Source organism: Xenorhabdus griffiniae, from assembly GCF_001028135.1.
Lineage (GTDB): Bacteria > Pseudomonadota > Gammaproteobacteria > Enterobacterales > Enterobacteriaceae > Xenorhabdus > Xenorhabdus bakwenae.
Genome location: NZ_LDNM01000007.1, coordinates 38,847 through 64,192, shown reverse-complemented (window position 1 = coordinate 64,192; position 25,346 = coordinate 38,847). Strand labels below are relative to the sequence as shown.

Sequence of the window (25,346 nt, the reverse complement as noted above, 5' to 3'; positions counted from 1 at the left end):
TATTGGTTGGTGTCGGTCGGCGAAACAAATATGCCAACAATAATATTTAGGGGCGTTTTCATTGCATTGCCGCTGCCCTCAGTTGCGGCAATTGTAGGGTTACCGGCCCTACCTAATGCGGCATTTAAGCCGTGAATTCTGTGTCTGTGATGTCAGATTTTGGTTTAGAACCTGTTTCACCAAGCTATATTTTATCGAGTGATATTTTTATCAAACGATATTTTATTAAACGAGAGTTTCAGCCAACTCTATTAGGGATATAAGCCTATATAAGTAAGCCGAACAGTATAACCTCCAAGTTAATATAATCTTGAAGTCATATAGCCTTGCTGAGACAGATTCTTATTTCCTCGCACCAGATTCCGTAATTAACCGGACTTCTTCACGCTCTTCTGGTGTCAGGCCTTCAGTTCTCTCTTTAGCCATTAGAAAATTAAAACGTTCATCAAGTGCTGACGCAAAAAGATGGTTCAGTGCATCGCTGAAAGTCTTTTCAGCAATCTCTTCTATTTGTATATCGTTCCATGCAGCGAGTTTTTCAAGCTGTTTAGCATACTTATTATCGCGATATTGCTCCAACAGTTGTCCCGTGGTTAAACCTGGTTGCGCAAGGCACGTATCGACAAGATCTATGAATAATGGCAGTCCGGCTATCTGAGTAGGAAACATTCCCTGTAACGGGGGAACCAATGTCGCTAAATGTGGATTCTGTACCAGTAATGCGATCAGTATGCGCATTGTTGTTGGTTTCAGTTTTAGCGCCTGATAAGTATTTGTATCTTTTTTGACAAGTTTTGCCAAAAATCGTTCCAATTGTGTTGTATCAGGCGTACCTAACAGGTTTCCAAGCTCTTGAAGCAGGTAGAGTTGCAGTGTTTCCCCTGGGATTTGACTTATCAGTGGCATGGCTAGCGAACTGAGCTTAGTCGCTCCTTCCGGGTTACTAAAATCAACCTGTGGCAAGAGTGATTCGAACAAAAATGCCGATAAGGTCAATGCCTTTTCCATTCTCTGCTCGAATGTTTCCCGCCCTTCTTTGCGAATCAATGAATCAGGATCTTCGCCATCAGGCAAGAACATAAAACGTAATTGCCGACCATCATTCAGATAAGGCAGCGCTGTTTCTAATGTACGCCATGCGGCATCACGACCGGCACGGTCACCATCGTAGCAACAGATGACATTATCGGTTGTCCTGAAAAGCAATTGAACGTGTTCGGCTGTCGTGGACGTTCCCAGCGAAGCCACGGCATAGTTAATGCCAAATTGAGCGAGCGCCACAACATCCATATAACCTTCAACCACCAGTAACCGTGTCAGGGTATTGTGGCTTTGCTGGGCCTCATAAAGGCCATATAACTGGCGGCCTTTATGAAAAATTTCTGTTTCCGGCGAGTTCAGGTACTTGGGAAGTGCATCTCCCAGCACTCTGCCACCAAACGCAATCACGCGGCCACGGCGATCACGAATGGGGAACATCACCCGCTCGCGGAAACGATCATAAGTGCGGCCATTGTCGTTCGTGACCAGCATTCCTGCATCGTTTAGCTGTTTGCGATCTTCTGTACTATGGGCAAACCGTTTTAAGGCGTTATCCCATCCCGCAGGCGCAAAACCAATGGCGAAACGCTGGATGATCTCTTCACTGAGTCCACGTTGAGCCAAATATTGTCGGGCTGATTGGGCACTGGGGGTATTCAGTGAATGCTGATAGAAGCTATTGAGCTTTTCCATCAGTTGGTAAAGATTTTGCCTTTGGTGACGTTCGATTTGACTGATGCCGGAACCTGCTTCGTAGGGAACTTCCAGCCCATGCATGGCTGCCAGTTCTTCGATAGATTCGACAAAATCCAGCCTGTCATAATTCATCAAAAAATCAATGGCATTACCATGTGCCCCGCAACCGAAGCAATGGTAAAACTGCTTATCACCATTCACAGTGAATGAAGGGGTTTTTTCGTTATGAAAAGGACAGCACGCTTGATGGTTTTTGCCTTTCTTTTTCAAAGGCACTCTAACATCGATCAAATCAATGATATCGGTTCTTGCTAATAAGTCATTGATAAATGCGCGTGGAATTCGTCCAGCCATAAGCCCTTTTCCGCCTGTTGATGAACGAGAATAAGCCGCGCTTCCTTTGGGAAAGCACGGCCTTTAACAGCAGTAGTTTGTTAATACAAACACTAAGCGGACTGACCGCGAAGATTAGTACAAACGAGTGCGGCGTGCGTTTTCGCGAGCTAGCTTCTTAGCATGACGCTTAACAGCAGAAGCTTTAGCGCGTTTGCGCTCAGTCGTTGGTTTTTCATAGAATTCACGACGACGAACTTCGGCTAATACGCCTGCTTTCTCGCAAGAACGCTTGAAGCGACGCAGCGCTACGTCAAATGGCTCGTTTTCACGTACTTTAATTACTGGCATGTGCCTCTCACCTCAATAGAAATCGGGTTTGTCGCTGGCGTGATAGTGCCAGCCGTCTTTAAAATGGTGCGGAATTTTACTTCAATGAACACGGCCTTGTAAAGTGCCGAGGAAAATTGAAACCGATAACGCCACGGGTTGTGGGATGCATTTTTGTATATATATAAAAATGCAGCCTGGTACCGACGTTATTAACATTAACCACACAGGATATTCAAGTAGGGCATTGATTATAGACTAAACAGAAAAAATAGCCAGCCTGTAATGGACTCAGCGGCGTGAATGTTGATATGGAAAGCGTGTCGGCAGAGAATTTAACAATAGATGGTGTTACACTATTGCGCGTTGAAAGGAATGCGAATGTATGACCAAACAACGAAACACGAGACGACGAGACGACGAGACACGAGACGAATAGTGCAATGCGAGTTTTAGGTATAGAAACGTCTTGCGATGAAACCGGAATCGCAATTTATGACGACAAAACCGGTCTGCTAGCCAATCAATTATACAGTCAGGTCAAGCTACATGCTGATTATGGTGGTGTTGTACCTGAACTGGCGTCCCGTGACCACATTCGTAAAACGGTTCCTTTGATTCAGGCAGCGTTGAAGGAAGCGGGTCTGACGAGTAAAGACATCGATGCGGTGGCTTACACTGCCGGGCCGGGATTGGTTGGTGCGTTGCTGGTTGGGGCAACCATTGGGCGTTCACTGGCATTTGCATGGGATGTACCGGCTATTCCCGTGCATCATATGGAAGGCCATTTGTTGGCACCGATGCTGGAAGAAAACCGTCCTGAGTTTCCTTTTGTCGCCTTATTGGTTTCAGGGGGGCACACCCAGCTTATCAGTGTGACGGGTATCGGTGAATATAAACTGTTGGGTGAATCCATTGATGATGCTGCCGGCGAGGCTTTTGATAAGACAGCCAAGCTGCTTGGGTTGGATTACCCCGGCGGGCCAGTGCTTTCCCGTATGGCACAGCTGGGTAAGGCTGGGCGTTTCGTTTTTCCCCGGCCGATGACCGATCGTCCTGGGTTGGATTTCAGTTTCTCTGGTCTGAAAACGTTCGCAGCGAATACGATCCGCAATAACATTTATGGTCATGATATGGCTGAGGATGCGCAAACTAAGACGGATATTGCCCGTGCATTTGAAGATGCCGTCGTGGACACACTGGCCATTAAGTGCAAACGAGCGTTGGAACAGGCGGGGTTCAAACGTCTGGTGATGGCGGGCGGAGTGAGTGCAAACCGAACCTTGCGTACTAAGATGCAGGAAGTGATGGAAAAGCTGGGAGGAGAAGTCTTCTATGCCCGACCTGAATTCTGTACTGATAACGGGGCAATGATCGCACTGGCTGGCATGATCCGTTTGCAGGGGGGGACTGTCGGTGAATTGGGTGTAACGGTGAAAGCACGTTGGCCGTTGGCAGATCTGCCTGCTTTGCAAAAGTAATAATACAAGACGTTGCTTGATATGGGCTGAGTGCTGTTTGCTACTCAGCCTTTTAATTATCAGGTTAATCAGTGAAATACATCGCAGTTTAAAAAGCCAAATGCAATTTACGCATATAGGCGGACTATTTCGTTATATTACTCAATGAGTTGCTGTTTTATTTTTCTGCCCCGCGTATTTTGCCGACGCCATGATAAACAAGTACTCTGATAGGCGTTCTCCACGTCAGTCCTCTTGCTGCTCTTGCTCTTTAATTGCTTGAGTTTTCTCTTTATCGGTCAGTTCCTGTTTCTTTTTCAATTTCTGCCAGATGCGGCTTTCCTGCCCTCGCCACAGGCGTTGAATATTATCGTGATGACGCACAAGTACCAGACATGACAGCATGGCAACGGGAAAAGTGAATTCAGGTTTGAACCACCAGACGTAGAAAGGGGCAATTAATGCACTGACAATGGCGCCCAATGAGGAGTAGCCGCTTAACAGCACTGTTAACATCCATGTCCCCGCGATCAGTCCCATCAGATCCCAACCGATGGCAGCAATGGCACCGAAAGCGGTTGCAACGCCTTTTCCTCCCTTGAAATGGAAGAAGATGGGATAAATATGCCCGAGACAGGCAGTAATGGCAGTAATACCTAAATAAAACGGGGAAACGTTGAGTTTGTATGCCAGCCAGACCGGTATTAGCCCTTTTAGGACATCACAAATCAACACGGCCAATGCAGCCCATTTACCACCAATGCGCAGTACATTTGTTGCCCCGGGGTTGCCAGAACCATGCTGACGGGGATCGGGAAGCCCTGCCAAGCGGCAGATCAATATCGCGCTGGATATAGAGCCACATAAGTACGCGAAGATGATCATGCCAAGCGCGATTGCACTCATAAGATATCTCCAATGAATAAGGGTCGTTTTCTTAAGTCTAACAATGGATAATACGCACATTTCGTCGGAAGTGGTATCCGGCGAACCGAAAAATGGGGAAAAGGTCGTGATGGATATCGTATTTATTGAAGAATTAACCGTGATGACCACTATTGGTGTTTATGATTGGGAACAAACAATTAAACAGAAATTAGTGTTCGATATCGAAATGGGATGGGATAACAAACGAGCCTCTTCCAGTGATAATGTTGAGCACTGTCTGGATTATGCCAAGGTGAGTGAGGCGATTATTAATCATGTGGCAAGCCAACGTTTTGCGCTGGTAGAACGGGTTGCAGAAGAAGTCGCGGGTATCTTGCTGAACCAATTTCATTCGCCTTGGGTCAAGGTTAAAGTCAGTAAACCAGGTGCAGTTGCACATGCAAAAAGTGTCGGCGTAGTGATTGAGCGAAGTACGGGCTAATTGAAAAAGCGTCCCAATTTAATTAATGACCTGGGACGCTAAATTGATGGGGGAACTTAATCAATCGATTGTTGTTTCCAGCCTGCGATGGCAATGTGTCGTTGTCGTTCCAATTCTGTGCGAATCTCGGCCCCCTGAAATCCACGGGCAATCACTTCCTGGACACTGACTTGGCTGGCAATGGCAAACATTTTACGTAAATAATCCGCTTGTGGATAAGATGCCGTTTCTGTTCCTGGGGATTCACGATAGTCTGCTTCACTACAGGTAATCAGTTGTTCAATGCGTTGTGGTTTACGCCAGGCATCCACGGCATTAAACAAGCTCAGCAAGGTTTCTGGCGGTAATTGTTCTACGGTATGTACCCAATTGTGATATTGCGTCACCATCATGGCCAGGTCGCGTGCCGAGTTGGGAATGCGCAGGCGTTCACTCATTTGTTTTAGCGACATTATTTCGATATGGCTACATAGTGAGGCGAAACGAATGTCTGTCTCTTCGCTCAATTGGGTGGATATCTGCAAAACTCTTAATGAATGAAGTCCGGCATCATGTTTAAGCAGAGGAACACCGAACAGGTTATCTATTTCAGGAAAGAGTACAGCCAATGCCCCGCAATCACGCAGAATCTGAAAATAAACTTGTGGTGATTGTGAAGTGAGCGCTTTTTCAGTTTCCCGCCAAACGCGTTCAGGGGTCAATGAGGATAATTCACCACTTGCGACCATTTCTGTAATGAGCGTTTGGGTCTCTGGTGCGATTGCAAAGCCTAGATGGGCAAAACGGGCAGCAAAACGAGCCAAACGCAGCACACGTAATGGATCTTCGGAGAACGCAAGAGAGACATGGCGCAAGATACGATTTTTGAGATCATTGGCACCCTGATAGGGATCGATCAATGCACCTTCACGAGTTTGTGCAATAGCGTTAATCGTTAAATCACGGCGCAGCAGATCTTCTTCCAGCGTCACATCGGGCGCGGCATAACAGCTAAAACCGGTATATCCCTGACCTGATTTCCTTTCCGTACGTGCCAGCGCATACTCTTCATGGGTTTTGGGATGCAAGAAGACAGGAAAATCCTTACCAACTTGTTGATACCCCTGAGACAGTAGTTCCTCTGGGGTGCTGCCAACGACAACCCAGTCCCGTTCCGTGACGGGCAAACCCAATAATTGATCGCGAACGGCGCCGCCAACCAAATAGACTTTCACGCTTATTTCCTTAAATCAGCTCATCCAACGATCTTTCTTTTTTCGGCGAGGGATAATGTGGGGCAATATAAGTCCCAAAATCAGGCCAATGCCTGCAACTCCACCGCCATAGGTAAACCACTGCAAGATGATCTCTCTTTGTTTATCATCTAACTGCAAATTGGCAACTTCTACCTTTTTCTCAGCCACGGTTAATTTGCTCTGGAGCTGGGCATTCTCTTTTTTCAGATCACGGATGATCTTATCGCTGTTTGCCACTTTGTTCTGCAACTCAGCGGTACGCTTATTCCATTTATCGTCAATGGTGGCCAGATTTTCAGTGAGTGTTTTGATCTCTTGTTCCATTGCAGGAAGGCGTTCACGCAAGCTTGGAATAGCGCTGAGTTCATTGGCGAGTATCCAGCTCGTACGCCCTTTGCTGTCTTGAATTTGCAAGAAACCATTATCTGATTTAGGGCTGACTAATGTGACCTCTTCGCCGGCATTCAATGAGCCAATGATGCGGTTTTTAGTGCTTGGGCCGCTATGAATGTAAGCTGATAACTCATCGGAAACATAGCGTTTTTCTTCAGCGTGTACGGATAATGGAAGAGTAAAACTCAGTAACAAAATAAATAATCGATGTAGTTTTTGCATTCTGTGCTCAACTGTTCTCTGTGTATGGATCAATCGTGATTTAAACTACTCAAGAGATAGTAAAGAGTTAAGTTTGTGGGTGCAATCAGTAAACCAGAATGAATGCGATATCAACTAGCCGAATACACGCCTTTTGAGGTTTTTTTTGGTGAAGTAAAAGTGATGTTTGTTGAGATAACACCCTATTGTGGTTTATTTTTCTCTTCTGTGTGAAAAGTTTTTCTTCTGTGAAAGAAAGTGTGAACAAGGTTAAGAAAAAATTCTGTAATATCCATTGAGGAATAAAAAATATGAGTTCTGTAGAAATAGAATTGAAACTGTCCGTGAAGCCTGATGCGATATCGGCCGTTTGCCGGCAGTTATTTCAGTTTCCTCATGATTACACTTCACCACAGCACCTGACTAATATTTATTTTGAGACGCCTGATAATCAATTGCGGCGTTGGGATATGGGGTTGCGTATCCGTGGGTTTGATGGGCACTATGAGATGACCATCAAAACCGCCGGTAAAGTGATAGGTGGGTTACACCAACGCCCTGAATTCAATATCCCTTTGTACCAACCTAAATTAGACCTGACACTGTTTCCCGACCATATCTGGCCTGAAAATACCGATCTCGTCGCCCTACAGGCACAATTGACGGAATTATTCAGCACTGACTTTAACCGTGAAAAATGGCTTGTGACCTATGGAGAAAGTGAAATTGAAGTCGTGCTGGATCAGGGGAGCATTTTTTCTGGCAATAAAGATTCAGGAGATCAAACTTCGCCCATTTGTGAGTTTGAACTGGAACTAAAAAATGGAAATATCATCGATATGCTGTCATTGGCAAACAGACTGGCATCACAGAATGGCCTGCGTTTAGCCGATAAAAGCAAGGCGGCACGGGGCTATGCGCTTGTTCATGGTTTGCCTTGTAAGATATTACCAAAAGTACCGAATGAGTTGGAATGGCAGCAGCCATTGTCTGTGCTTCTGCCTGAAATTTTGGCGCAATGGCAGGCGCAAGAAGAAGGATGGCTGGCGGGTTTGCCGGAAAGTAAAACGGGATTAGCGCAGGTTCTGCAATGGATGATAAAACTGACCGAAAGACAGACAGACCGTTTGCCGCTCTTGGGGGTATTAGCCGATTTATTGCCGGAATTAAAAGTTGTTTTATCTATGAACTATTCACAGGCGGAAACGTTGTGTTATAGCGCTTCTTGGTTGCAATGTAAGCTGGCATTAATGCAGTGGTTGCTGGCTCAATCCCGATAATTCCCTTTTGTTATTAAAAAACGGTCATAAGGAAAAAGCAGTTATGCGGCCACTTTCATCACTTTTAACCGAACAATTACGGCATATTGTTGCGGATCTTCCGTCATTAGGGGAAACAATCACGCCTTTTACACCTGATGAACAGGCGGTGCTGTCATTGAGTGAATTTGTAACAGAAAACGTGTTATCACATCCTGCATGGCTAGAGGATATTCGCCAAAATCCTCCCCAACCACAAGAGTGGCAACATTATTCCCATTGGCTGGGACAAGCGCTGCTGGCGGTAAATGATGAAAATGGTTTGATGCGGGATTTACGTCTTTTCCGCCATCGGATACTGGTCAGGATTGCCTGGTCACAGGCATTGCAAAGCAGTACGACAGAACAGACATTACAGCAATTAAGCATGTTGGCCGAAACCTTGATTATAGCCGCCCGTGATTGGCTTTATCTGCGTTGTTGTCAGGATTGGGGAACGCCTGCCAATAGTGATGGAGTGGTACAGCCGCTGCTGATCTTGGGCATGGGAAAATTGGGCGGCGGGGAGCTTAATTTTTCTTCTGATATTGACCTCATTTTTGCGTATCCAGAAAATGGCGTAACGCAAGGTGGGCGTCGGGAAATGGATAATTCCCAGTTCTTTACCCGATTAGGACAGAAATTAATTAAGGCACTGGCTCAACAAACCGTGGATGGATTTGTTTATCGTGTTGATATGCGATTACGTCCATTTGGTGACAGTGGTCCTTTGGTATTCAGTTTTCCGGCATTGGAAGATTATTATCAGGAACAAGGGCGTGACTGGGAGCGTTATGCTTTGGTGAAAGCGCGTATTTTGGGCCATGATGATCAGGTTTATTGTCAGGAACTGCGCCAGATGTTGCGACCGTTTGTCTTCCGCCGTTATATCGATTTTAGTGCAATTCAATCTTTGCGCAATATGAAAGGTATGATTGAACGGGAAGTTCGCCGGCGGGGATTAAAAGACAATATAAAATTAGGCGCAGGCGGAATTCGTGAAATTGAGTTTATCACTCAGGTTTTTCAGCTTATCCGTGGAGGAAGGGAGCCGAGCCTGCAATCTCGTTCTTTGTTGCCGACATTGAAGGCTATCGATGATTTGGCTTTATTGCCAGCGGAACCGTTAAAGCAGCTTGAGGAAAGTTACCTGTTTTTACGGCGGCTTGAAAACTTGCTGCAATCTATTCGTGACCAACAAACGCAAACCTTACCGGATAACGCGTTGGATCGTGCCCGTCTCTCCTGGGGCATGAATTTTGTCAACTGGGCTGAATTGATGGCAGAAACCGAGCGCAAAATGAGTGCGGTGCGAAGTATTTTCCAACAGTTGATTGGTGATGAAATAGAAGAGCATAGTGAAGAGTCCGGCCATATCCCGTTCAAGGGCTTATGGCAGGAAGCGTTACACACAGACGAACTTATCGCATTGATTCCTCATCTTGATAAAGAAAAAGCCCGGAAACTGCTTGATGTCATAGTGCTTTTCCGTCAGGACGTCAGTAAGCGCACCATCGGCCCACGGGGAAGGGATGTGCTTGACCAGCTGATGCCACGCTTGTTGGCAAAAATTGCAGCCAGGGAAGATACCGAGATCGTTTTGGCGCGGATGACTTCTTTGTTGCTCAGTATCGTCAGCCGCACGACTTATCTGGAGCTGATACTGGAATCAGAACAGGTCATGATTCATGTTATCCGGCTCTGTGCTGCTTCTCCGATGATCGCCAGCCAGCTTGCTCGTCACCCCGTGTTGCTGGATGAGCTGCTCGATCCTAAATCGCTGTATCAGCCGTTACCGATAGACGCATATCGCGATGAACTTTATCAATATCTGTTACGCATTCCAGAAGATGATGAAGAACAATTGCTGGAAGCTTTGCGCCAATTTAAGCAGGCGCAGTTATTGCGGATCGCGGCAGAAGATATTGCGGGCGTTTTGCCTGTGATGAAGGTGAGTGATCACCTGACTTATCTGGCGGAAGCCATTATTGAGGCTGTTGTACGGTTGGCGTGGAACCAAATGGTAAAGCGCTATGGTGCACCTGCTCATTTATCCCAACAGCAGGGATTGGGCTTTGCCATTATTGGTTATGGCAAATTGGGTGGTTGGGAACTCGGTTATGGCTCTGATTTGGATCTGGTGTTTTTGCTGGATTGCCCGATGGGGATGATGACAGACGGCGCCCGTTCCATTGAATCCCGCCAATTTTATTTGCGTCTTGCCCAACGTATCCTGCATTTGTTCAGCACCCGCACGGCGTCAGGGGTATTGTATGATGTTGATGCTCGTTTGCGGCCATCCGGTGAGTCAGGGATGTTGGTCAGTACCGTTGAAGCCTTTGATGATTACCAAAAAAATGAGGCGTGGACCTGGGAGCATCAGGCACTGGTTCGTGCACGCATGGTTTTCGGTGATGAGAAAATACGCCATGATTTTGAACGCATTCGCCGTGAAACTTTATGCTTTCCCCGTGATCCCGCTCTTTTGCGCCAACAGGTGCGTGAGATGCGAGAAAAAATGCATCGGCACCTGGGCAGCCATCAACACGGGCAATTTGATATCAAAGCTGATCCGGGAGGGATCACGGATATTGAATTTATTGCTCAGTATCTGGTGCTGCGTTATGCACCAGAAAATGCCAGGCTGACCCGTTGGTCTGATAATGTACGAATTTTCGAATTAATGGCGCAGCATAATATTATGGATGAGCAGGAGGCGATGGCGCTGACGCAGGCTTACATTACCATGCGTGATGCATTGCATCATTTAGCGTTGCAAGCGTTATCCAGCCGAGTTTCCGTTGGACATTTCAGCCAGCAGCAAGCATTGGTACGTGATAGCTGGCAAAAATGGTTAGAATATCGCTGCTAACGCAGTCGCTTTTCCTGAGTTTGCTGGCACTAAGTTTGGTTATGGTAATATCCGCAACAGTTTATTTTGATATTTGGAGCATGGGATGAAAGTAACACTCCCGGATTTTCACCGCGCAGGTGTTTTGGTTGTTGGCGATGTTATGTTAGATCGCTATTGGTATGGTCCAACTAGCCGCATTTCACCGGAAGCGCCCGTCCCGGTGGTTAAGGTTGAAACCATAGAAGAGCGTCCTGGTGGTGCGGCTAATGTCGCCATGAATATTGCTTCCTTGGGGGCGAATTCACGTTTGGTAGGTTTGACGGGCATTGATGATGCGGCGCGGGCGTTGAATGAAAAACTCAGTAGTGTGAAAGTCCGTTGTGATTTTGTTTCTGTCCCAACTCATCCAACTATCACGAAACTGCGTGTTTTATCGCGTAATCAGCAATTGCTGCGTCTGGATTTTGAAGAGGGCTTCCAGAATATAGATGCCCAGCCGATGCTGGAAAAAATTCAGCAATCCTTGCCACATATTGGCGCGTTGGTACTGTCGGATTACGCTAAAGGAGCACTAAACCAGATTCAGGCGATGATTAAGCTCGCCAATGAAGCTAATGTTCCTGTGCTTATCGATCCAAAAGGCAGCGATTTTAGCCGCTATCGTGGCGCAACATTGCTGACGCCAAATATGTCAGAGTTTGAAGCCGTGGTAGGACACTGCCAGGATGATGATGATTTGGTACAGAAAGGCATGAAACTGGTGCAGGATTTGGCACTGAAAGCACTGCTGATTACACGTTCTGAACGGGGCATGAGTTTATTGCAGGTTGGGCAGGCGCCCCTGCATTTGCCGACTCAGGCACAGGAAGTCTTTGATGTCACTGGCGCAGGAGATACGGTGATCGGTGTATTGGCAACGGCATTAGCTGCGGGTAAGCCGTTAAACGAAGCCTGTTACCTTGCCAATGCGGCAGCGGGTGTGGTGGTTGGCAAATTGGGAACGTCCACTGTGTCATCGGTTGAGCTGGAAAATGCGGTGCGTGGACGCGCAGAAACTGGATTTGGTGCAATGAATGAAGCCAAACTGAAAGAAGCCGTTACACAGGCGCGCCAGCGTAGCGAACGGATTGTCATGACGAATGGTTGTTTTGATATCCTCCATGTGGGACACGTTTCATATCTGTCTAATGCGCGTAAATTGGGAGATCGTTTGATCGTTGCCGTCAATAGTGATGCATCCACTAAGCGCCTGAAGGGGGAAACCCGCCCGGTGAATCCGCTGGAACAACGTATGGTAGTGTTATCAGCGCTGGAATCTGTGGACTGGGTTGTGGCATTTGAGGAGGATACACCGCAGCGCTTAATCGCCGGTATCCTGCCAGATATTTTGGTCAAAGGTGGTGATTATAAGCCTGAAGAGATCGCCGGTAGTGAAGAAGTTTGGGCGGCGGGTGGCGAAGTTAAGGTATTAAACTTCGAAGATGGTATTTCCACAACCAATATCATCAAAACCATTAAGAGCCAGTAAGTTTGGCATTATGTGCCGTTATGCTTTTTGGCGCATAGCGGCATATTACCTCACGCAATTGTCTTCATGGCATTCTCTCTTGCCGCATTATTCAGCTTGCTGAGTTTTCTTGCCTGCTTCTTCGAGGCGAGTTTCCAATTCATTCAAGCGTTGTTCCATTGCGGTCAGTTTTTCACGGGTGCGCAACAAGACTTGTGTCTGAACATCAAATTCTTCGCGGTTAACAAGATCTAACTTGCTCAACTGGGATTGCAGAACAGCCCGCAATTTTTTTTCCACATCATCGCCAAATTCTTTGACACCTTTCGGCATGGCATTGTGGAGCTGGCGAGCAATTTGTTCAATTTTCTTTGGATCGAGCATGATGATCATCCTGTGTATGATGTAATAATGTTTCATAGCGTAACGGTATTAGCAATATTTTAATACCCTATGGCGAAAGCATAAATGATTGAGAGTCAGGTTTCATATTTGATTTTGCTGATTGCTCCTGCCGATTATTAGCGCTATAGTGAAATTGTTTATCTCAGGGCAGGGTGAAAGTCCCTACCGGCGGTAACATGAAATATCAAATGATCATTTTATGCAGCCCGCGAGCGCTCTGTTTGTCATTATCCCTGTGTTTTTTGGGATAAAACAGAGGTCAGCAGATCCAGTGTGATTCTGGAGCCGACGGTGATAGTCCGGATGGGAGAGAATAACAGCATCAATCGAGTGTTCGCGCTCGTCTGTTGTTTTTGTTGCCGTATTTTGGTGCAGCACAAACTCCTCAAAATTGCCCTGATTCTGGTAATCCATACATTTAAAGAGGTTTCTTTACCATGAATCAGACGCTACTTTCCTCATATGGAACGCCATTTGAACGTGTTGAACGTGCGCTTGCTGCTTTGCGTGCGGGTCAGGGCGTGATGGTACTGGATGACGAAAATCGTGAAAATGAAGGTGATATGATTTTCGCTGCCGAAACAATGACGGTAGCACAAATGGCATTAACTATCCGCCACGGTAGTGGAATTGTTTGCCTGTGCTTGACCGAAGAACGCCGTCAGCAGTTAAAACTGCCCATGATGGTGGAAAATAATTCCAGCCAATATCAAACCGCTTTCACCGTCTCCATTGAAGCGGCACAAGGCGTGACAACAGGTGTGTCTGCGGCAGATCGCATTACCACGATCCGGGCTGCTATTGCAGATGACGCACAACCCAGTGATCTGAGCCGCCCCGGACACGTTTTTCCACTGCGTGCGCAGTCAGGAGGAGTTTTAACCCGCCGTGGTCATACCGAAGCGACCATTGATTTGGTCAAAATGGCGGGGTTCAAACCAGCAGGCGTGTTATGTGAATTGACGAATGATGATGGTTCAATGGCCCGCGCCCCTGAAGTGATTGAATTTGCAAAACAGCATAATATGCCGGTAGTCACGATTGAAGATTTGGTGGATTACCGCTTAAAAATGGCAAAGGCAGCCAGCTAACGGATTTTAAAAGGAATACTGGGAAGAGACACACAACGCGTACGCATGTACTTTGAAAGGCTACAGTCCACACCCTGTAGCCTTTCAGTATTTCTAAGACACTTCATCATTTTTGATTGACGATATTCAAGGAAGGAATGTCTTAATCCTGTCATAATTTTTCTATCATAACCCGAATTCACTATTCGAATGTTTAATTTGTTGTATAAGGGGCGGAAAATGAGTCTCCTGAGAATGCCTGCTCTATTCATTGGTCATGGTAGCCCAATGAATGCCATTGAAGATAACTGTTACTCACGCGCTTGGTTTGAACTGGGGAAGAAATTACCCAGACCAAGGGCGATTCTGGTGATTTCTGCGCACTGGCACACGAATGGTACAACCGTTACAGCGATGTCACAGCCCAGAACTATCCACGATTTTGGTAACTTTCCCAGAGAATTACATGAAAAACAGTATCCGGCTAAAGGTTTTCCTGAACTGGCTGTATTGGTACAGGATATTCTTGAACCGATTGAGGTCGAGACTGATTTTGAAGAATGGGGATTGGATCACGGATCCTGGGGGATATTAGCAAAAATGTATCCTGATGCTGATATTCCAGTTATCCAACTGAGCATGGATCGCAATCAACCTGCTTCTTTTCATTATGAAATAGGTGAAAAATTAGCTTTACTGCGAGATGAAAGTGTCTTAATCATAGGGAGTGGAAATATTGTACATAACCTGCCAGGCGCAAAATTGGGAGCAGAACCTTTTTCCTGGGCACTCTCTTTTGAGCAGTGTGTGCGTGAAAGTTTAACCAGCCTGGAAGAGCCTCATCCTCTGTTTAATGCTTTGGACAGGAAAGATGGTCAATTGTCTAACCCAACACCAGAACACTTTCTGCCATTGCTGTATGTGATGGGGACATGGAATAAAAAAGAGCCAATTTCAACGCCAGTTGAAGGGATTGAAGACGGCTCTTTAAGTATGTTATCGATTCAGATTGGCTGATTGAATCAATCCAAAATAATATGCGGGTAGAAGCGTGATAAATCTTGAGTAATCAACTCGCGGTCTTCACGGATACAGATACCCGCAGATTGATCATCCACCAACCAGCTACCGACCAGCGTATAGTTACCCTCAAATTTCGGTAATGCGTGGAACTGTTGGATGATCATCCCTTCTTCCCCATAAGGGCCATCCGCACTGGCGATTTCACGGCCGTTTTCAATGATGCGAATATTGGCCCCTTCGCGGGAGAACAGTGGCTTAATAACATAGCTGTTCATGTCTGAAGGGCGTTCATCCGCAAAATAGGCAGGCAGCAGGTTAGGATGATTTGGGAACATTTTCCACAGCATTGGCAGCAGTGCTTTGTTGGAGATAATGCTTTTCCATGCTGGCTCCAGCCAACGGACACCCGCATCAGCCAGCTTGGTGGAAAACATCTCACGCAGCATAAATTCCCACGGATACAGCTTAAACAGGTTACTGATCACTTGATCCTGCAAGTCAGTAAACTGCCCTTTCTCACCCAACCCGATATCCTCAATAAACAGGAACTCGGTAGGAATATCGGCTTCCGCAGCACAATCCTGCAAATATTGGATGGTGCCACGATCTTCTTCAGTATCCTGACAGCAGGCCATGTGCAGCAGGCCGAACCCATGTTTTTCACGTAACTGTGCAAAACGCTCAATCAGCTTTTCTTGCAGGCTGTTGAACTGATCAGCATTTGACGGCAGATTACCGGCATTAGTCTGGTCTTCCAGCCAGATCCACTGAAAGAAAGCCGATTCATACAGTGACGTTGGGGTATCGGCATTGTTTTCCAGCAATTTGGGGGGATTTTTGCCATCATAGGCTAAATCCAGACGGGAATAGAGCGAGGGTTGACTGGTGACCCATGAAGAGCGGATAAATTCCCAACAGTGTTTTGGGATCTGGAATTTGGTCAGTAACTCTTCACTATCGACCACTTTTTCCACGACCTGCAAACACATTTGGTGCAGTTCTGCTGTTGCCTCTTCAATTTCTTCAATTTGATCCAGGGTGAACTGGTAATAAGCGTCTTCACTCCAGTAAGGTTGACCATACATGGTGTGAAAATTAAAACCAAACTCTGCTGCTTTTTCGCGCCAATCCGGGCGCTCGGTAATACCAATGCGTTTCATCTTTAATTAACCACCCATAGAACGGGAAGAGCTGGAGCTGGCAGACGAACGCTGCATGGCAGATTGTTTCGCCACGGATTCACCGAACCCACCACGGGTAATCGTAGTTGTGGTGGCCGGTTTTGGTGCCATTGCGGTTTTTGGCACGGTCATGCTGCGACCGCCTGCGGTGGCCGGGCCATAGCTTTTACCTGTTGCATCAACAAACTTGCCATTGGCTGGGCTGGAAGCCGATTGTGATGTGAACAGCGGTTGTGATGGTGCAGAGCTGCCGCCCATTAAGCGCCCCATCATATAACCTGCCATCAAAGGCATCCAGAAACTGCTGCTACTGCTTTGTGCCTGAGCCTGCTGACCGACACCCGCCTGAGCTGGGGTTTGCGTACATTGTTGTTCACCGAATTCAGCGACACACTCTTCGCGAGTCGCATATTTTGGTGCGGTTTTTTCCGCTTCTGTCAGGGCATTGTTGTAGGCGGTCTTGCATTGTTCGCTTTGAGAAGGATTCGCCTGGGAGCACTCGTCGGCATTCGTATAGAGTGACACCGTTTCATCGTTTTGTTCACAGGCAGAAAGCATAAAAACAGCACTGACAGCAAGCGCTACAGGTGTCAGGCGATAGCTTCGCCACGTTTTACGGAAAGAATCGCGGTTTATCTCTTTTGTCCGTTTCATTGTCATAGGGGCATCCATCTTGAAGGTCTTTGATTAAGATTAAGAGCCTTACCCCATTTTATTGTGCTCAATGGGAGCGGCTCTCAGGGATGTGCTAAAAAGCAGCCCACGCAATCGCGGGCTGCTTTCTATTAGTATAGCGTTTTTAATATAACGTTTTTCAATTGAGAACGATAGTGCATTAATTCAGCGAACTGACGGCGTTTTCATCTCTTTAATGATACTGTTGGCAGAGGTTGAGATTTGTGTGCCTAGCATCTTATTCAACTCTATCAAATCATTTTCATTCAAAACGCCGCGTGCCTGTTTATTCTGTAACAGGGAAAGCAAATAGTCGTAACGTGCCTTAGACAGGTTCTGCTTGGCTTGATAAAGTTTAGTTGTCGAATCCAGCACATCGACGATTGTGCGGGTTCCTACCTGATAACCGGCTTCCATTGAATCCAATGAACTTTGCGCAGAGAGTACCGCTTGCTTGTTAGCGTCAACACTACTGATCGCAGCAGCAATGTTATTAGTGGAAGAATGCACTTCTTGTGTCACTTTACGATACGTATTTTCCAAGTCCTGACTGGCGCTGACAAAATTATATTTCGCTTGTTCTACTTGAGAATAGGTAGCTCCGCCACTGAATAGCGGTAAGTTCAAAGATAGCTTAACGCTATTACCGCCTCTATACTCATCTATTCGTTGATTTCCGCGCGTATGATCGTTAGAAATACTTGTATCTGCGCTTAAATTAACCGTTGGCATATAGCCTGTCTGCATTTCTTTGATTTGTTCGCGTCTTAGATCTTGCATTAAGCGGGCTGACAGCAGGTTCAGGTTACGGGTTTCTGCTTCTTTTAGCACTTCATCAGCCGATTCTGGTTGTTTGGTTTTGAACTGATCAATAGTTAATGCAGCCAACTGTGGGTGGTAAGTACCTGTAATCATACGCAGTTTTTCCAGCGCATTCTCCAGGTTGTTGCGATCAGAAACTTCGGCTGCCAGAATCGAGTCATATTGAGCGCGGGCATTCTGCACGTCAGTAATGGCAACCAGACCGACATTAAAACGCTGAGTGGTTTGATCCAGTTGACGGTACAGTGAAGCTTTTTGCGCTTCGGTAAATGTCAATGTATCGATTTTATTCAGAACGTCAAAATAGGCTTGTGCAGTGTTGAGAATTAATTGCTGTTGAGCTGCTTGATATTTGATGTCTTCAATACCCGCATTTTTCTCTGCTTGACTCAGATGATTCCATTTTGCCATATCAAAGATAGTTTGCGTCAGTTGCAGACTCGCACTTGTGCCATGAGATTCTGAATTTCTGGCATCGCGAAAGCCCTTGCCATAATTGACACCCGCATTCAGCCCCAATTGAGGCAATAAAGTACTACGCGCTTGATTAATCTTTTCAACTACTGAATTGCGGTCAGCTTGTGCCTTAAGCAATTCAGGGTTTGTTTCTTTCGCCTGCTGATAAATCTGGAGTAAATCCGCAGCATGGCTTGAAGTACTAAAACCTACCAGATTCATAGCGATAAAAAGAGAGAGCAATTTTTTCATTTGCGTTCCTTGTTGTGCAGCTATTTTGCTTAAGTTGCCTCTGCATAAAAACGGATACCACAGATTCTAGCAGAGAATGCCAGCAGGGTAGGGTGGCTGTTTGTGCCATATTGCCTCATTTCTCTGCTTGTTTGTATCATCAAAATGAATTTATTTAGATCAATATGAAAAAATACCTTTTAATAATAGGAAATTTTAAAAACTAATCAGGACATTTTATGAGTAAAAACCTTGCCTCGCCATATACTTTTACTAAACAAGATATCGAAGTTATTTCTCAAAAAACGCTTTATCGCGGTTTTTTTAAAATGACTGAATATCAATTCAAGCATCGCCTATTTCGCGGTGGCTGGAGTGAAATCATTAAACGTGAAGTTTTTGAGCGAGGTCATGCCGGCGTTTTGTTGCCTTATGATCCGGTGCGCGATGAAGTTGTTTTGATTGAACAAATCCGTATTCCGGCGATTGAAACCCGTCATACGCCGTGGCTGTTGGAAGTGATTGCCGGCATGATCGAAGAAGGAGAAGACGCTGAACAGGTCGTCCGTCGTGAAGCCGTGGAAGAAGCAGGGATTGAGGTTAAGCGCTGCCAGCCTGCATTAAGTTATCTTTCCAGCCCAGGTGGTACGACAGAGCGCATGCATATCTTTGCCGGTGAAGTTGATGCCACCACCGCGTCAGGGGTTCATGGTCTGGAAGGTGAACATGAAGATATTCGCGTTCTGGTTGTGAGTCGCGATCAAGCCTATCAGTGGGTAGAAGAGGGCATTATTGATAATGCGGCTTCAGTTATTGCAATACAGTGGCTGGCATTGAACCATGAAAAACTTAGGAAAAAGTGGTTGGATAATCATTCCTGATTTATGTTGGAAAATGGGAAGTGTGCCCCAGCCAGCAGATCTTTTGCATCAAGACACGTTAAAATAATCCTTATGATCGATAGGAAAAGGAAACCCTTTGGAAAGCCTGCTTGAAGTACCTGTGGCAGAAGGTGCCACAGCCAGAATACTGCAAATTACCGACACGCACCTTTTTGCTAATAAGGGAGACTCATTGCTGGGAGTCAATACCTATCGCAGTTATCATGCTGTATTAGATAGGATTTTACAGCAAAATCTCGATATTGATTTGATAGTGGCGACAGGTGACCTGGTACAGGATCAGACCATCAATGCTTACCAGCATTTTGCTGAGGGCATTGCCCGTTTATCTGCACCTTGTGTTTGGTTACCCGGTAATCACGATTATCAACCCGCGATGGTTGACACGTTGGCAGCAGCAGGTATTTCACCTTCCAAGCAGATAGTTATCGGACAGCATTGGCAGTTGATTATGCTGGACAGTCAAGTGCAAGGTGTTCCTCATGGTGAATTGACGGATTATCAGCTTGAGTGGATGAAAAAATGCCTGGATGAGCACAGTGATCGCCACACAATTATTATGCTTCACCATCACCCGATTCCGTCTGGATGCACATGGCTGGATCAGCACAGTTTGCGTAATGCTCCCGAATTATCAGCGTGTTTGAAAGGAAAAACCCAGGTGAAAGCCATGCTGTGTGGGCACATCCACCAAGAAGTTGATGAAATGTGGAACGGCATTCGCGTTATGGCAACCCCATCAACCTGTGTGCAATTTAAGCCACATTGTACTAATTTTATGCTTGATACAGTGGCTCCGGGGTGGCGTTATCTCGAACTGTCTGTGGCTGGCAACAATAAAGACGCGAAATTGCAGACACAGGTTCACAGGCTTAAGAGTAACGAGTTTTGCCCGGATTTAAATTCGGACGGATATTAATGTCGACGTTACTCTACTTACACGGTTTCAATAGTTCTCCTCAATCAGCGAAAGCGAATGCGTTGAAAACGTGGTTACACCAACAGCATCCTGAAATTGACATGTTGGTGCCGCAATTACCCCCGTATCCTGAAGATGCAGCCATCTTACTGGAAGAACTGGTGATGGAACACGCCGGTGAAAACATCGGGCTGGTGGGTTCTTCCCTGGGCGGTTATCTGGCTATCTGGCTTTCCCAATGTTTTAGTTTGCCCGCTGTGGTTGTCAATCCTGCGGTACGTCCTTTCGACTTGTTTCAGAATTATATTGGGGAAAACGTGAATCCCTATACCGAAGAGCGCTATACTCTCGAACCAGGCCATATACATGATCTCAAAGTGATGCACATTGACCCGCTGGAATCACCTGATCTTATTTGGTTATTGCAGCAAACAGGGGATGAGGTGCTCGATTACCGCCAAGCCGTTGCTTACCTGATGCAGTGCCGGCAGACAGTTGAATCTGGTGGGAATCATGCTTTTATTGGCTTCGAATATTATTTCCCTCAAATCATTGACTTCTTGGGGTTAACCAGTGGCAATAGTAAAAAAATTGCCAAAAATAGGTAAACGACTGGTATTATCAACAGTAGATCAATACTGATTGGCCCTCTAATAATGAAGCAACCGACAGAATTACAACATGACTCAATCTAGTTACAACGCAGAGGCCATTGAAGTCCTCAGTGGCCTGGAGCCAGTTCGTCGCCGTCCCGGAATGTATACGGATACAGCCCGCCCGAACCATTTGGCACAGGAAGTGATCGATAACAGTGTGGACGAAGCTCTGGCTGGTCACGCGAAGCATATTGAAGTAATCCTTCACAGCGATCAGTCTCTGGAAGTGATAGATGATGGCCGTGGTATGCCGGTTGATATCCATCCTGAAGAAAAAGTTTCTGCTGTTGAATTGATTTTGACCCGCCTGCATGCGGGCGGCAAATTTTCCAATAAAAATTACCAATTCTCTGGTGGCCTGCATGGGGTTGGGATCTCGGTGGTTAACGCCCTCTCTAAGCGTGTGGAGGTGACTGTTCGTCGTAATAGTCAGGTACACCAAATTGCCTTTGAAAATGGTGAAAAAGTACAAGAATTGGAAGTCATCGGCAGTTGTGGCAAACGCAATACCGGAACGAGTGTCCATTTCTGGCCAGATGAAAGCTATTTCGACACGCCCCGTTTTTCTGCCACCCGTTTGACGCATTTGCTGAAGGCCAAGGCGGTACTGTGTCCGGGGGTTGAGATTGTTTTTAAAGACAAACTCAACGATACCGAACAGAAATGGTGTTATGCCGACGGGTTGACAGATTATCTGCTGGAAGCCGTCAACGGGCTGGTCACATTGCCACAAGCGCCTTTTGTCGGCACATTAAGCGGAGATACTGAAGCGGTTGACTGGACAGTACTCTGGCTACCGGAAGGCGGGGATTTATTGACGGAAAGTTACGTCAACTTGATCCCAACGGTACAAGGCGGCACCCATGTGAACGGCTTGCGTCAAGGTTTGTTGGACGCCATGCGTGAATTCTGCGAGTTCCGCAATATATTGCCACGTGGGGTTAAACTCTCTGCCGATGATATCTGGGATCGCTGTGCTTATGTGCTATCCCTTAAAATGCAAGATCCGCAATTTGCCGGCCAAACCAAAGAGCGCCTCTCTTCCCGCCAATCTGCAGCTTTCGTTTCCGGTGTGGTAAAAGATGCATTCAGCTTGTGGTTGAACCAGCATATTCAAGATGCAGAGCAACTCGCTGAAATGGCGATTGCCAGTGCGCAGCGTAGAATGCGGGCGGCGAAGAAAGTGGTACGCAAAAAGCTGACTAATGGCCCTGCTTTGCCGGGTAAATTAGCAGATTGTACTGCGCAAGATCTCAATATTACTGAACTGTTTTTAGTGGAAGGGGATTCTGCGGGTGGCTCTGCCAAGCAAGCCCGTGATCGTGAGTTTCAGGCGATCATGCCGCTGCGCGGAAAGATCCTGAACACATGGGAAGTCTCTTCGGATGAAGTGCTGGCTTCGCAGGAAGTTCATGATATCTCGGTTGCAATTGGTATCGATCCAGACAGCGAAGATTTGAGCCAACTGCGCTACGGCAAAGTTTGCATACTGGCGGATGCAGACTCTGATGGATTGCACATTGCTACATTGCTGTGCGCCCTGTTTGTCCGTCATTTTCCGACATTGGTGAAACGTGGGCATGTCTACATGGCAATGCCGCCGCTGTATCGTATCGACCTCGGTAAAGAAGTACATTATGCGCTGGATGAAGGGGAAAAAAGCGCCATTTTGGATCGTTTGAGCCGCAAGCGGGGCAAGCCGAACGTTCAGCGCTTTAAAGGGTTGGGTGAAATGAACCCAATGCAGTTGCGTGAAACCACGTTAGATCCTAACACTCGCCGTCTGGTGCAATTGACTATCGACGATGAAAATTATCAAGAAACCCTCTCTGTCATGGATATGCTTCTGGCGAAGAAACGTTCAGAAGATCGCCGTAATTGGCTGCAAGAGAAGGGCGATTCCATCAATATCGAAATTTAGCGCATGAATTGAGCGCAAAGATAGTCAATACAGATCCTGAGGAAATTATTACATGAGTGAGATAACTCACGACGGTGTGGAGCGTCAGCCACTCCACACGTTCACTGAAAATGCCTATTTGAATTACTCCATGTACGTCATCATGGACAGGGCGTTGCCTTTTATCGGTGATGGCTTAAAGCCTGTTCAGCGTCGTATTGTCTATGCGATGTCAGAACTTGGGTTGAGCAACAGCGCCAAATTTAAAAAATCTGCCCGTACTGTCGGTGATGTTCTTGGTAAATATCATCCACATGGCGATGGGGCTTGTTATGAAGCTATGGTTTTGATGGCTCAGCCTTTCTCATACCGCTATCCGTTAGTCGATGGACAAGGTAACTGGGGCGCCCCGGATGATCCAAAATCCTTTGCGGCGATGCGTTATACCGAATCCCGTTTGTCCAAATATGCCGAATTGTTACTGTCTGAGTTGGGGCAAGGAACCGTAGCTTGGGTGCCAAACTTTGATGGTACATTGCAGGAGCCTAAGTGTTTGCCTGCACGTCTGCCCAATATTTTGCTCAATGGCACCACGGGGATTGCTGTCGGTATGGCGACCGATATCCCACCACACAATGCCCGTGAGGTCGTGAATGCACTGATTGCCATGCTGGATAAGCCAGATCTATCGCTTGATGAGGTGATGGAATATGTCAAAGGGCCGGACTACCCGACAGAAGCTGAGATCATCACGCCAAAAGAAGATATCCGCAAGATCTACAAAAATGGCCGTGGTTCGGTGCGGATGCGGGCGATTTGGTCGAAAGAAGACAGTAACGTCGTGATCACGGCTTTGCCTCATCAGGTATCTGGTGCGAAGATATTAGAGCAAATTGCCAGCCAGATGCGGGCGAAGAAGTTGCCGATGGTAGATGATCTGCGTGATGAATCTGATCATGAAAATCCAACCCGTTTGGTGATTGTTCCCCGTACTAACCGCGTGGATGTTGAGCAGGTAATGAACCACTTGTTTGCAACCACCGATTTGGAAAAAAGCTATCGTATCAATCTCAACATGATCGGTCTGGATAACCGTCCTGCGGTTAAGGGATTGGTTGAGATCCTCAATGAATGGCTGGTTTTCCGGCGCGAAACCGTGCGTAATCGCTTGAATCACCGTCTGGAAAAAGTGCTTAAGCGTTTGCATATTCTGGAAGGTTTGCTGGTGGCCTATCTTAATATTGATGAAGTCATCCATATTATTCGTCATGAAGATGAACCGAAATCAGTATTGATGCAGCGTTTTGACTTAACCGAAACGCAGGCAGAAGCCATTCTTGAACTGAAATTGCGTCATTTGGCGAAACTGGAAGAAGTCAAAATCCGTGGTGAGCAGGATGAGTTGGCGAAAGAACGCGATAAACTTCAGGCGATTTTGGGTTCTGAACGTAAGTTAAATACGTTACTGAAAAAAGAAATTATTGCCGATGCAGAAAGCTACGGTGATGACCGTCGCTCGCCGCTCAAAGAGCGCACGGAAGCGAAGGCCATGAGTGATCACGACATCCTGCCGTCTGAGCCGATTACTGTCATTATGTCAGAGATGGGCTGGGTACGTAGTGCGAAAGGGCACGAGATTGATCCGGCTGGCTTAAATTACAAATCGGGTGACAGCTTCCGCAGTGCGGCGCGTGGCAAGAGTAACCAGCCTGTGGTCTTTATTGATACCACCGGGCGTAGTTATTCCCTTGATCCGCTGGATTTGCCATCAGCCAGAGGGCAGGGAGAACCATTAACGGGCAAACTGGCGTTGCCGGTAGGGGCATCAGTTGAGCATCTTTTGATGGCGAAAGAAGACCAGAAATTCGTGATGGCATCTGATGCGGGGTATGGTTTTATCTGTACTTTCAGTGAATTGATCGCCAAGAACCGGGCGGGCAAAGCCATGATTACTTTGCCTGAAAATGCCAAAGTAATGCAGCCATTGGAGATTAACAACGAACAGGATGATATGTTACTGGCGCTTACCAAAGCGGGTCGTATGTTGATGTTCCCGGTGTCTGATCTGCCACAGCTTTCAAAGGGTAAGGGCAATAAGATTGTTTCCATCCCGGCGGCACAGGCTGCATCAGGCGAAGATATGTTGACTTGGTTACGGGTATTGCCAGCACAATCTTCTATCACGCTTTACTTTGGCAAACGCAAATTACTGCTTCGCCCTGAGGAGTTACAGAAATTCAGGGCAGAGAGAGGGCGCAAGGGAGCGTCCCTGCCTCGTGGGTTACAGCGTGTTGAACGCATTGACGTGGTTTGTAATACAAGCAATTAAGCTGCAAATTGCAGGATAAAAGGTATATACCAAGCCAACTTCAAGATGCGTGTTATATTT

21 protein-coding genes and 1 riboswitch are annotated in these 25,346 nt (G+C 46.6%); of the genes, 12 read left to right on the top strand and 9 right to left on the bottom strand.

Annotated elements, in window-relative coordinates:
* Positions 1 to 342: 342 nt before the first annotated feature.
* Positions 343 to 2,091 (bottom strand): DNA primase, encoded by a 1,749-nt coding sequence (gene dnaG / locus AAY47_RS02360; protein WP_047766641.1) that lies wholly within the window; start codon positions 2,089 to 2,091, stop codon positions 343 to 345.
* Between the two features lie 114 nt (positions 2,092 to 2,205).
* Positions 2,206 to 2,421, bottom strand: a complete 216-nt coding sequence (gene rpsU, locus AAY47_RS02355) for a 30S ribosomal protein S21 (protein ID WP_001144069.1) — start codon at positions 2,419 to 2,421, stop codon at positions 2,206 to 2,208.
* A gap of 422 nt (positions 2,422 to 2,843) precedes the next feature.
* Between rpsU and tsaD the strand changes: the two genes are divergently transcribed.
* Complete coding sequence (tsaD, locus tag AAY47_RS02350) at positions 2,844 to 3,881, top strand: tRNA (adenosine(37)-N6)-threonylcarbamoyltransferase complex transferase subunit TsaD (protein ID WP_047766640.1); 1,038 nt, start codon at positions 2,844 to 2,846, stop codon at positions 3,879 to 3,881.
* 225 nt (positions 3,882 to 4,106) lie between these two features.
* Here the strand turns inward: tsaD and plsY are convergent, their stop codons facing one another.
* Positions 4,107 to 4,766, bottom strand: a complete 660-nt coding sequence (plsY, locus tag AAY47_RS02345; protein WP_047766639.1) for a glycerol-3-phosphate 1-O-acyltransferase PlsY — start codon at positions 4,764 to 4,766, stop codon at positions 4,107 to 4,109.
* A 109-nt stretch (positions 4,767 to 4,875) separates the two neighbouring features.
* On the opposite strand from plsY, the gene folB reads away from it, so the two are divergent.
* The gene (gene folB / locus AAY47_RS02340) at positions 4,876 to 5,229 is read left to right on the top strand and encodes a bifunctional dihydroneopterin aldolase/7,8-dihydroneopterin epimerase (RefSeq protein ID WP_047766664.1); all 354 of its coding nucleotides are present in this window, start codon (positions 4,876 to 4,878) and stop codon (positions 5,227 to 5,229) included.
* Between the two features lie 56 nt (positions 5,230 to 5,285).
* Here the strand turns inward: folB and AAY47_RS02335 are convergent, their stop codons facing one another.
* Positions 5,286 to 6,443: a multifunctional CCA addition/repair protein gene (locus AAY47_RS02335; RefSeq protein ID WP_047766638.1), complete on the bottom strand. Its 1,158-nt coding sequence runs from the start codon at positions 6,441 to 6,443 to the stop codon at positions 5,286 to 5,288.
* A 15-nt stretch (positions 6,444 to 6,458) separates the two neighbouring features.
* The gene (locus AAY47_RS02330; RefSeq protein WP_047766637.1) at positions 6,459 to 7,079 is read right to left on the bottom strand and encodes a TIGR04211 family SH3 domain-containing protein; all 621 of its coding nucleotides are present in this window, start codon (positions 7,077 to 7,079) and stop codon (positions 6,459 to 6,461) included.
* A 290-nt stretch (positions 7,080 to 7,369) separates the two neighbouring features.
* Here AAY47_RS02330 and AAY47_RS02325 point away from each other — a divergent pair, with 290 nt between their 5' ends.
* From AAY47_RS02325 to hldE, 3 genes are all read left to right on the top strand, one after another.
* Positions 7,370 to 8,338 carry an inorganic triphosphatase gene (locus tag AAY47_RS02325; RefSeq protein ID WP_047766636.1) on the top strand — a complete coding sequence of 323 codons (969 nt, stop codon included), beginning with the start codon at positions 7,370 to 7,372 and terminating at the stop codon, positions 8,336 to 8,338.
* Positions 8,339 to 8,381: 43 nt separating this feature from the next.
* Positions 8,382 to 11,228 carry a bifunctional [glutamate--ammonia ligase]-adenylyl-L-tyrosine phosphorylase/[glutamate--ammonia-ligase] adenylyltransferase gene (glnE, locus tag AAY47_RS02320; protein ID WP_047766635.1) on the top strand — a complete coding sequence of 949 codons (2,847 nt, stop codon included), beginning with the start codon at positions 8,382 to 8,384 and terminating at the stop codon, positions 11,226 to 11,228.
* Positions 11,229 to 11,313: 85 nt separating this feature from the next.
* On the top strand, positions 11,314 to 12,738 hold the full coding sequence (gene hldE, locus AAY47_RS02315) for a bifunctional D-glycero-beta-D-manno-heptose-7-phosphate kinase/D-glycero-beta-D-manno-heptose 1-phosphate adenylyltransferase HldE (RefSeq protein ID WP_047766634.1): 1,425 nt from the start codon (positions 11,314 to 11,316) through the stop codon (positions 12,736 to 12,738).
* An 87-nt stretch (positions 12,739 to 12,825) separates the two neighbouring features.
* Here the strand turns inward: hldE and ubiK are convergent, their stop codons facing one another.
* Positions 12,826 to 13,101 (bottom strand): ubiquinone biosynthesis accessory factor UbiK, encoded by a 276-nt coding sequence (gene ubiK / locus AAY47_RS02310; protein ID WP_047766633.1) that lies wholly within the window; start codon positions 13,099 to 13,101, stop codon positions 12,826 to 12,828.
* 155 nt (positions 13,102 to 13,256) lie between these two features.
* Positions 13,257 to 13,441: riboswitch (FMN riboswitch) on the top strand.
* Positions 13,442 to 13,559: 118 nt separating this feature from the next.
* Here ubiK and ribB point away from each other — a divergent pair.
* The gene (gene ribB / locus AAY47_RS02300; protein ID WP_047766631.1) at positions 13,560 to 14,213 is read left to right on the top strand and encodes a 3,4-dihydroxy-2-butanone-4-phosphate synthase; all 654 of its coding nucleotides are present in this window, start codon (positions 13,560 to 13,562) and stop codon (positions 14,211 to 14,213) included.
* A gap of 219 nt (positions 14,214 to 14,432) precedes the next feature.
* The gene (gene ygiD / locus AAY47_RS02295; protein ID WP_047766630.1) at positions 14,433 to 15,209 is read left to right on the top strand and encodes a 4,5-DOPA dioxygenase extradiol; all 777 of its coding nucleotides are present in this window, start codon (positions 14,433 to 14,435) and stop codon (positions 15,207 to 15,209) included.
* Between the two features lie 5 nt (positions 15,210 to 15,214).
* On the opposite strand, the gene AAY47_RS02290 is transcribed toward ygiD, so the two are convergent.
* From AAY47_RS02290 to tolC, 3 genes are all read right to left on the bottom strand, one after another.
* Complete coding sequence (locus tag AAY47_RS02290; protein ID WP_047766629.1) at positions 15,215 to 16,375, bottom strand: glutathionylspermidine synthase family protein; 1,161 nt, start codon at positions 16,373 to 16,375, stop codon at positions 15,215 to 15,217.
* Between the two features lie 6 nt (positions 16,376 to 16,381).
* On the bottom strand, positions 16,382 to 17,050 hold the full coding sequence (locus AAY47_RS02285; RefSeq protein WP_200897724.1) for a DUF1190 family protein: 669 nt from the start codon (positions 17,048 to 17,050) through the stop codon (positions 16,382 to 16,384).
* A 186-nt stretch (positions 17,051 to 17,236) separates the two neighbouring features.
* Positions 17,237 to 18,601 carry an outer membrane channel protein TolC gene (tolC, locus tag AAY47_RS02280; RefSeq protein ID WP_047766628.1) on the bottom strand — a complete coding sequence of 455 codons (1,365 nt, stop codon included), beginning with the start codon at positions 18,599 to 18,601 and terminating at the stop codon, positions 17,237 to 17,239.
* 218 nt (positions 18,602 to 18,819) lie between these two features.
* Here tolC and nudF point away from each other — a divergent pair, with 218 nt between their 5' ends.
* From nudF to parC, 5 genes are all read left to right on the top strand, one after another.
* Positions 18,820 to 19,461, top strand: a complete 642-nt coding sequence (nudF, locus tag AAY47_RS02275; RefSeq protein ID WP_047766627.1) for an ADP-ribose diphosphatase — start codon at positions 18,820 to 18,822, stop codon at positions 19,459 to 19,461.
* Positions 19,462 to 19,558: 97 nt separating this feature from the next.
* Complete coding sequence (cpdA, locus tag AAY47_RS02270; RefSeq protein WP_047766626.1) at positions 19,559 to 20,401, top strand: 3',5'-cyclic-AMP phosphodiesterase; 843 nt, start codon at positions 19,559 to 19,561, stop codon at positions 20,399 to 20,401.
* Complete coding sequence (gene yqiA / locus AAY47_RS02265; protein WP_047766625.1) at positions 20,401 to 21,009, top strand: esterase YqiA; 609 nt, start codon at positions 20,401 to 20,403, stop codon at positions 21,007 to 21,009. The genes cpdA and yqiA overlap by 1 nt, the downstream gene beginning before the upstream one ends.
* A 73-nt stretch (positions 21,010 to 21,082) precedes the next feature.
* Entirely contained in the window at positions 21,083 to 22,978 is a 1,896-nt protein-coding gene (parE, locus tag AAY47_RS02260) for a DNA topoisomerase IV subunit B (protein WP_047766624.1), read from the top strand.
* A 52-nt stretch (positions 22,979 to 23,030) separates the two neighbouring features.
* Positions 23,031 to 25,286, top strand: a complete 2,256-nt coding sequence (parC, locus tag AAY47_RS02255) for a DNA topoisomerase IV subunit A (protein ID WP_047766623.1) — start codon at positions 23,031 to 23,033, stop codon at positions 25,284 to 25,286.
* Positions 25,287 to 25,346: the final 60 nt, after the last annotated feature.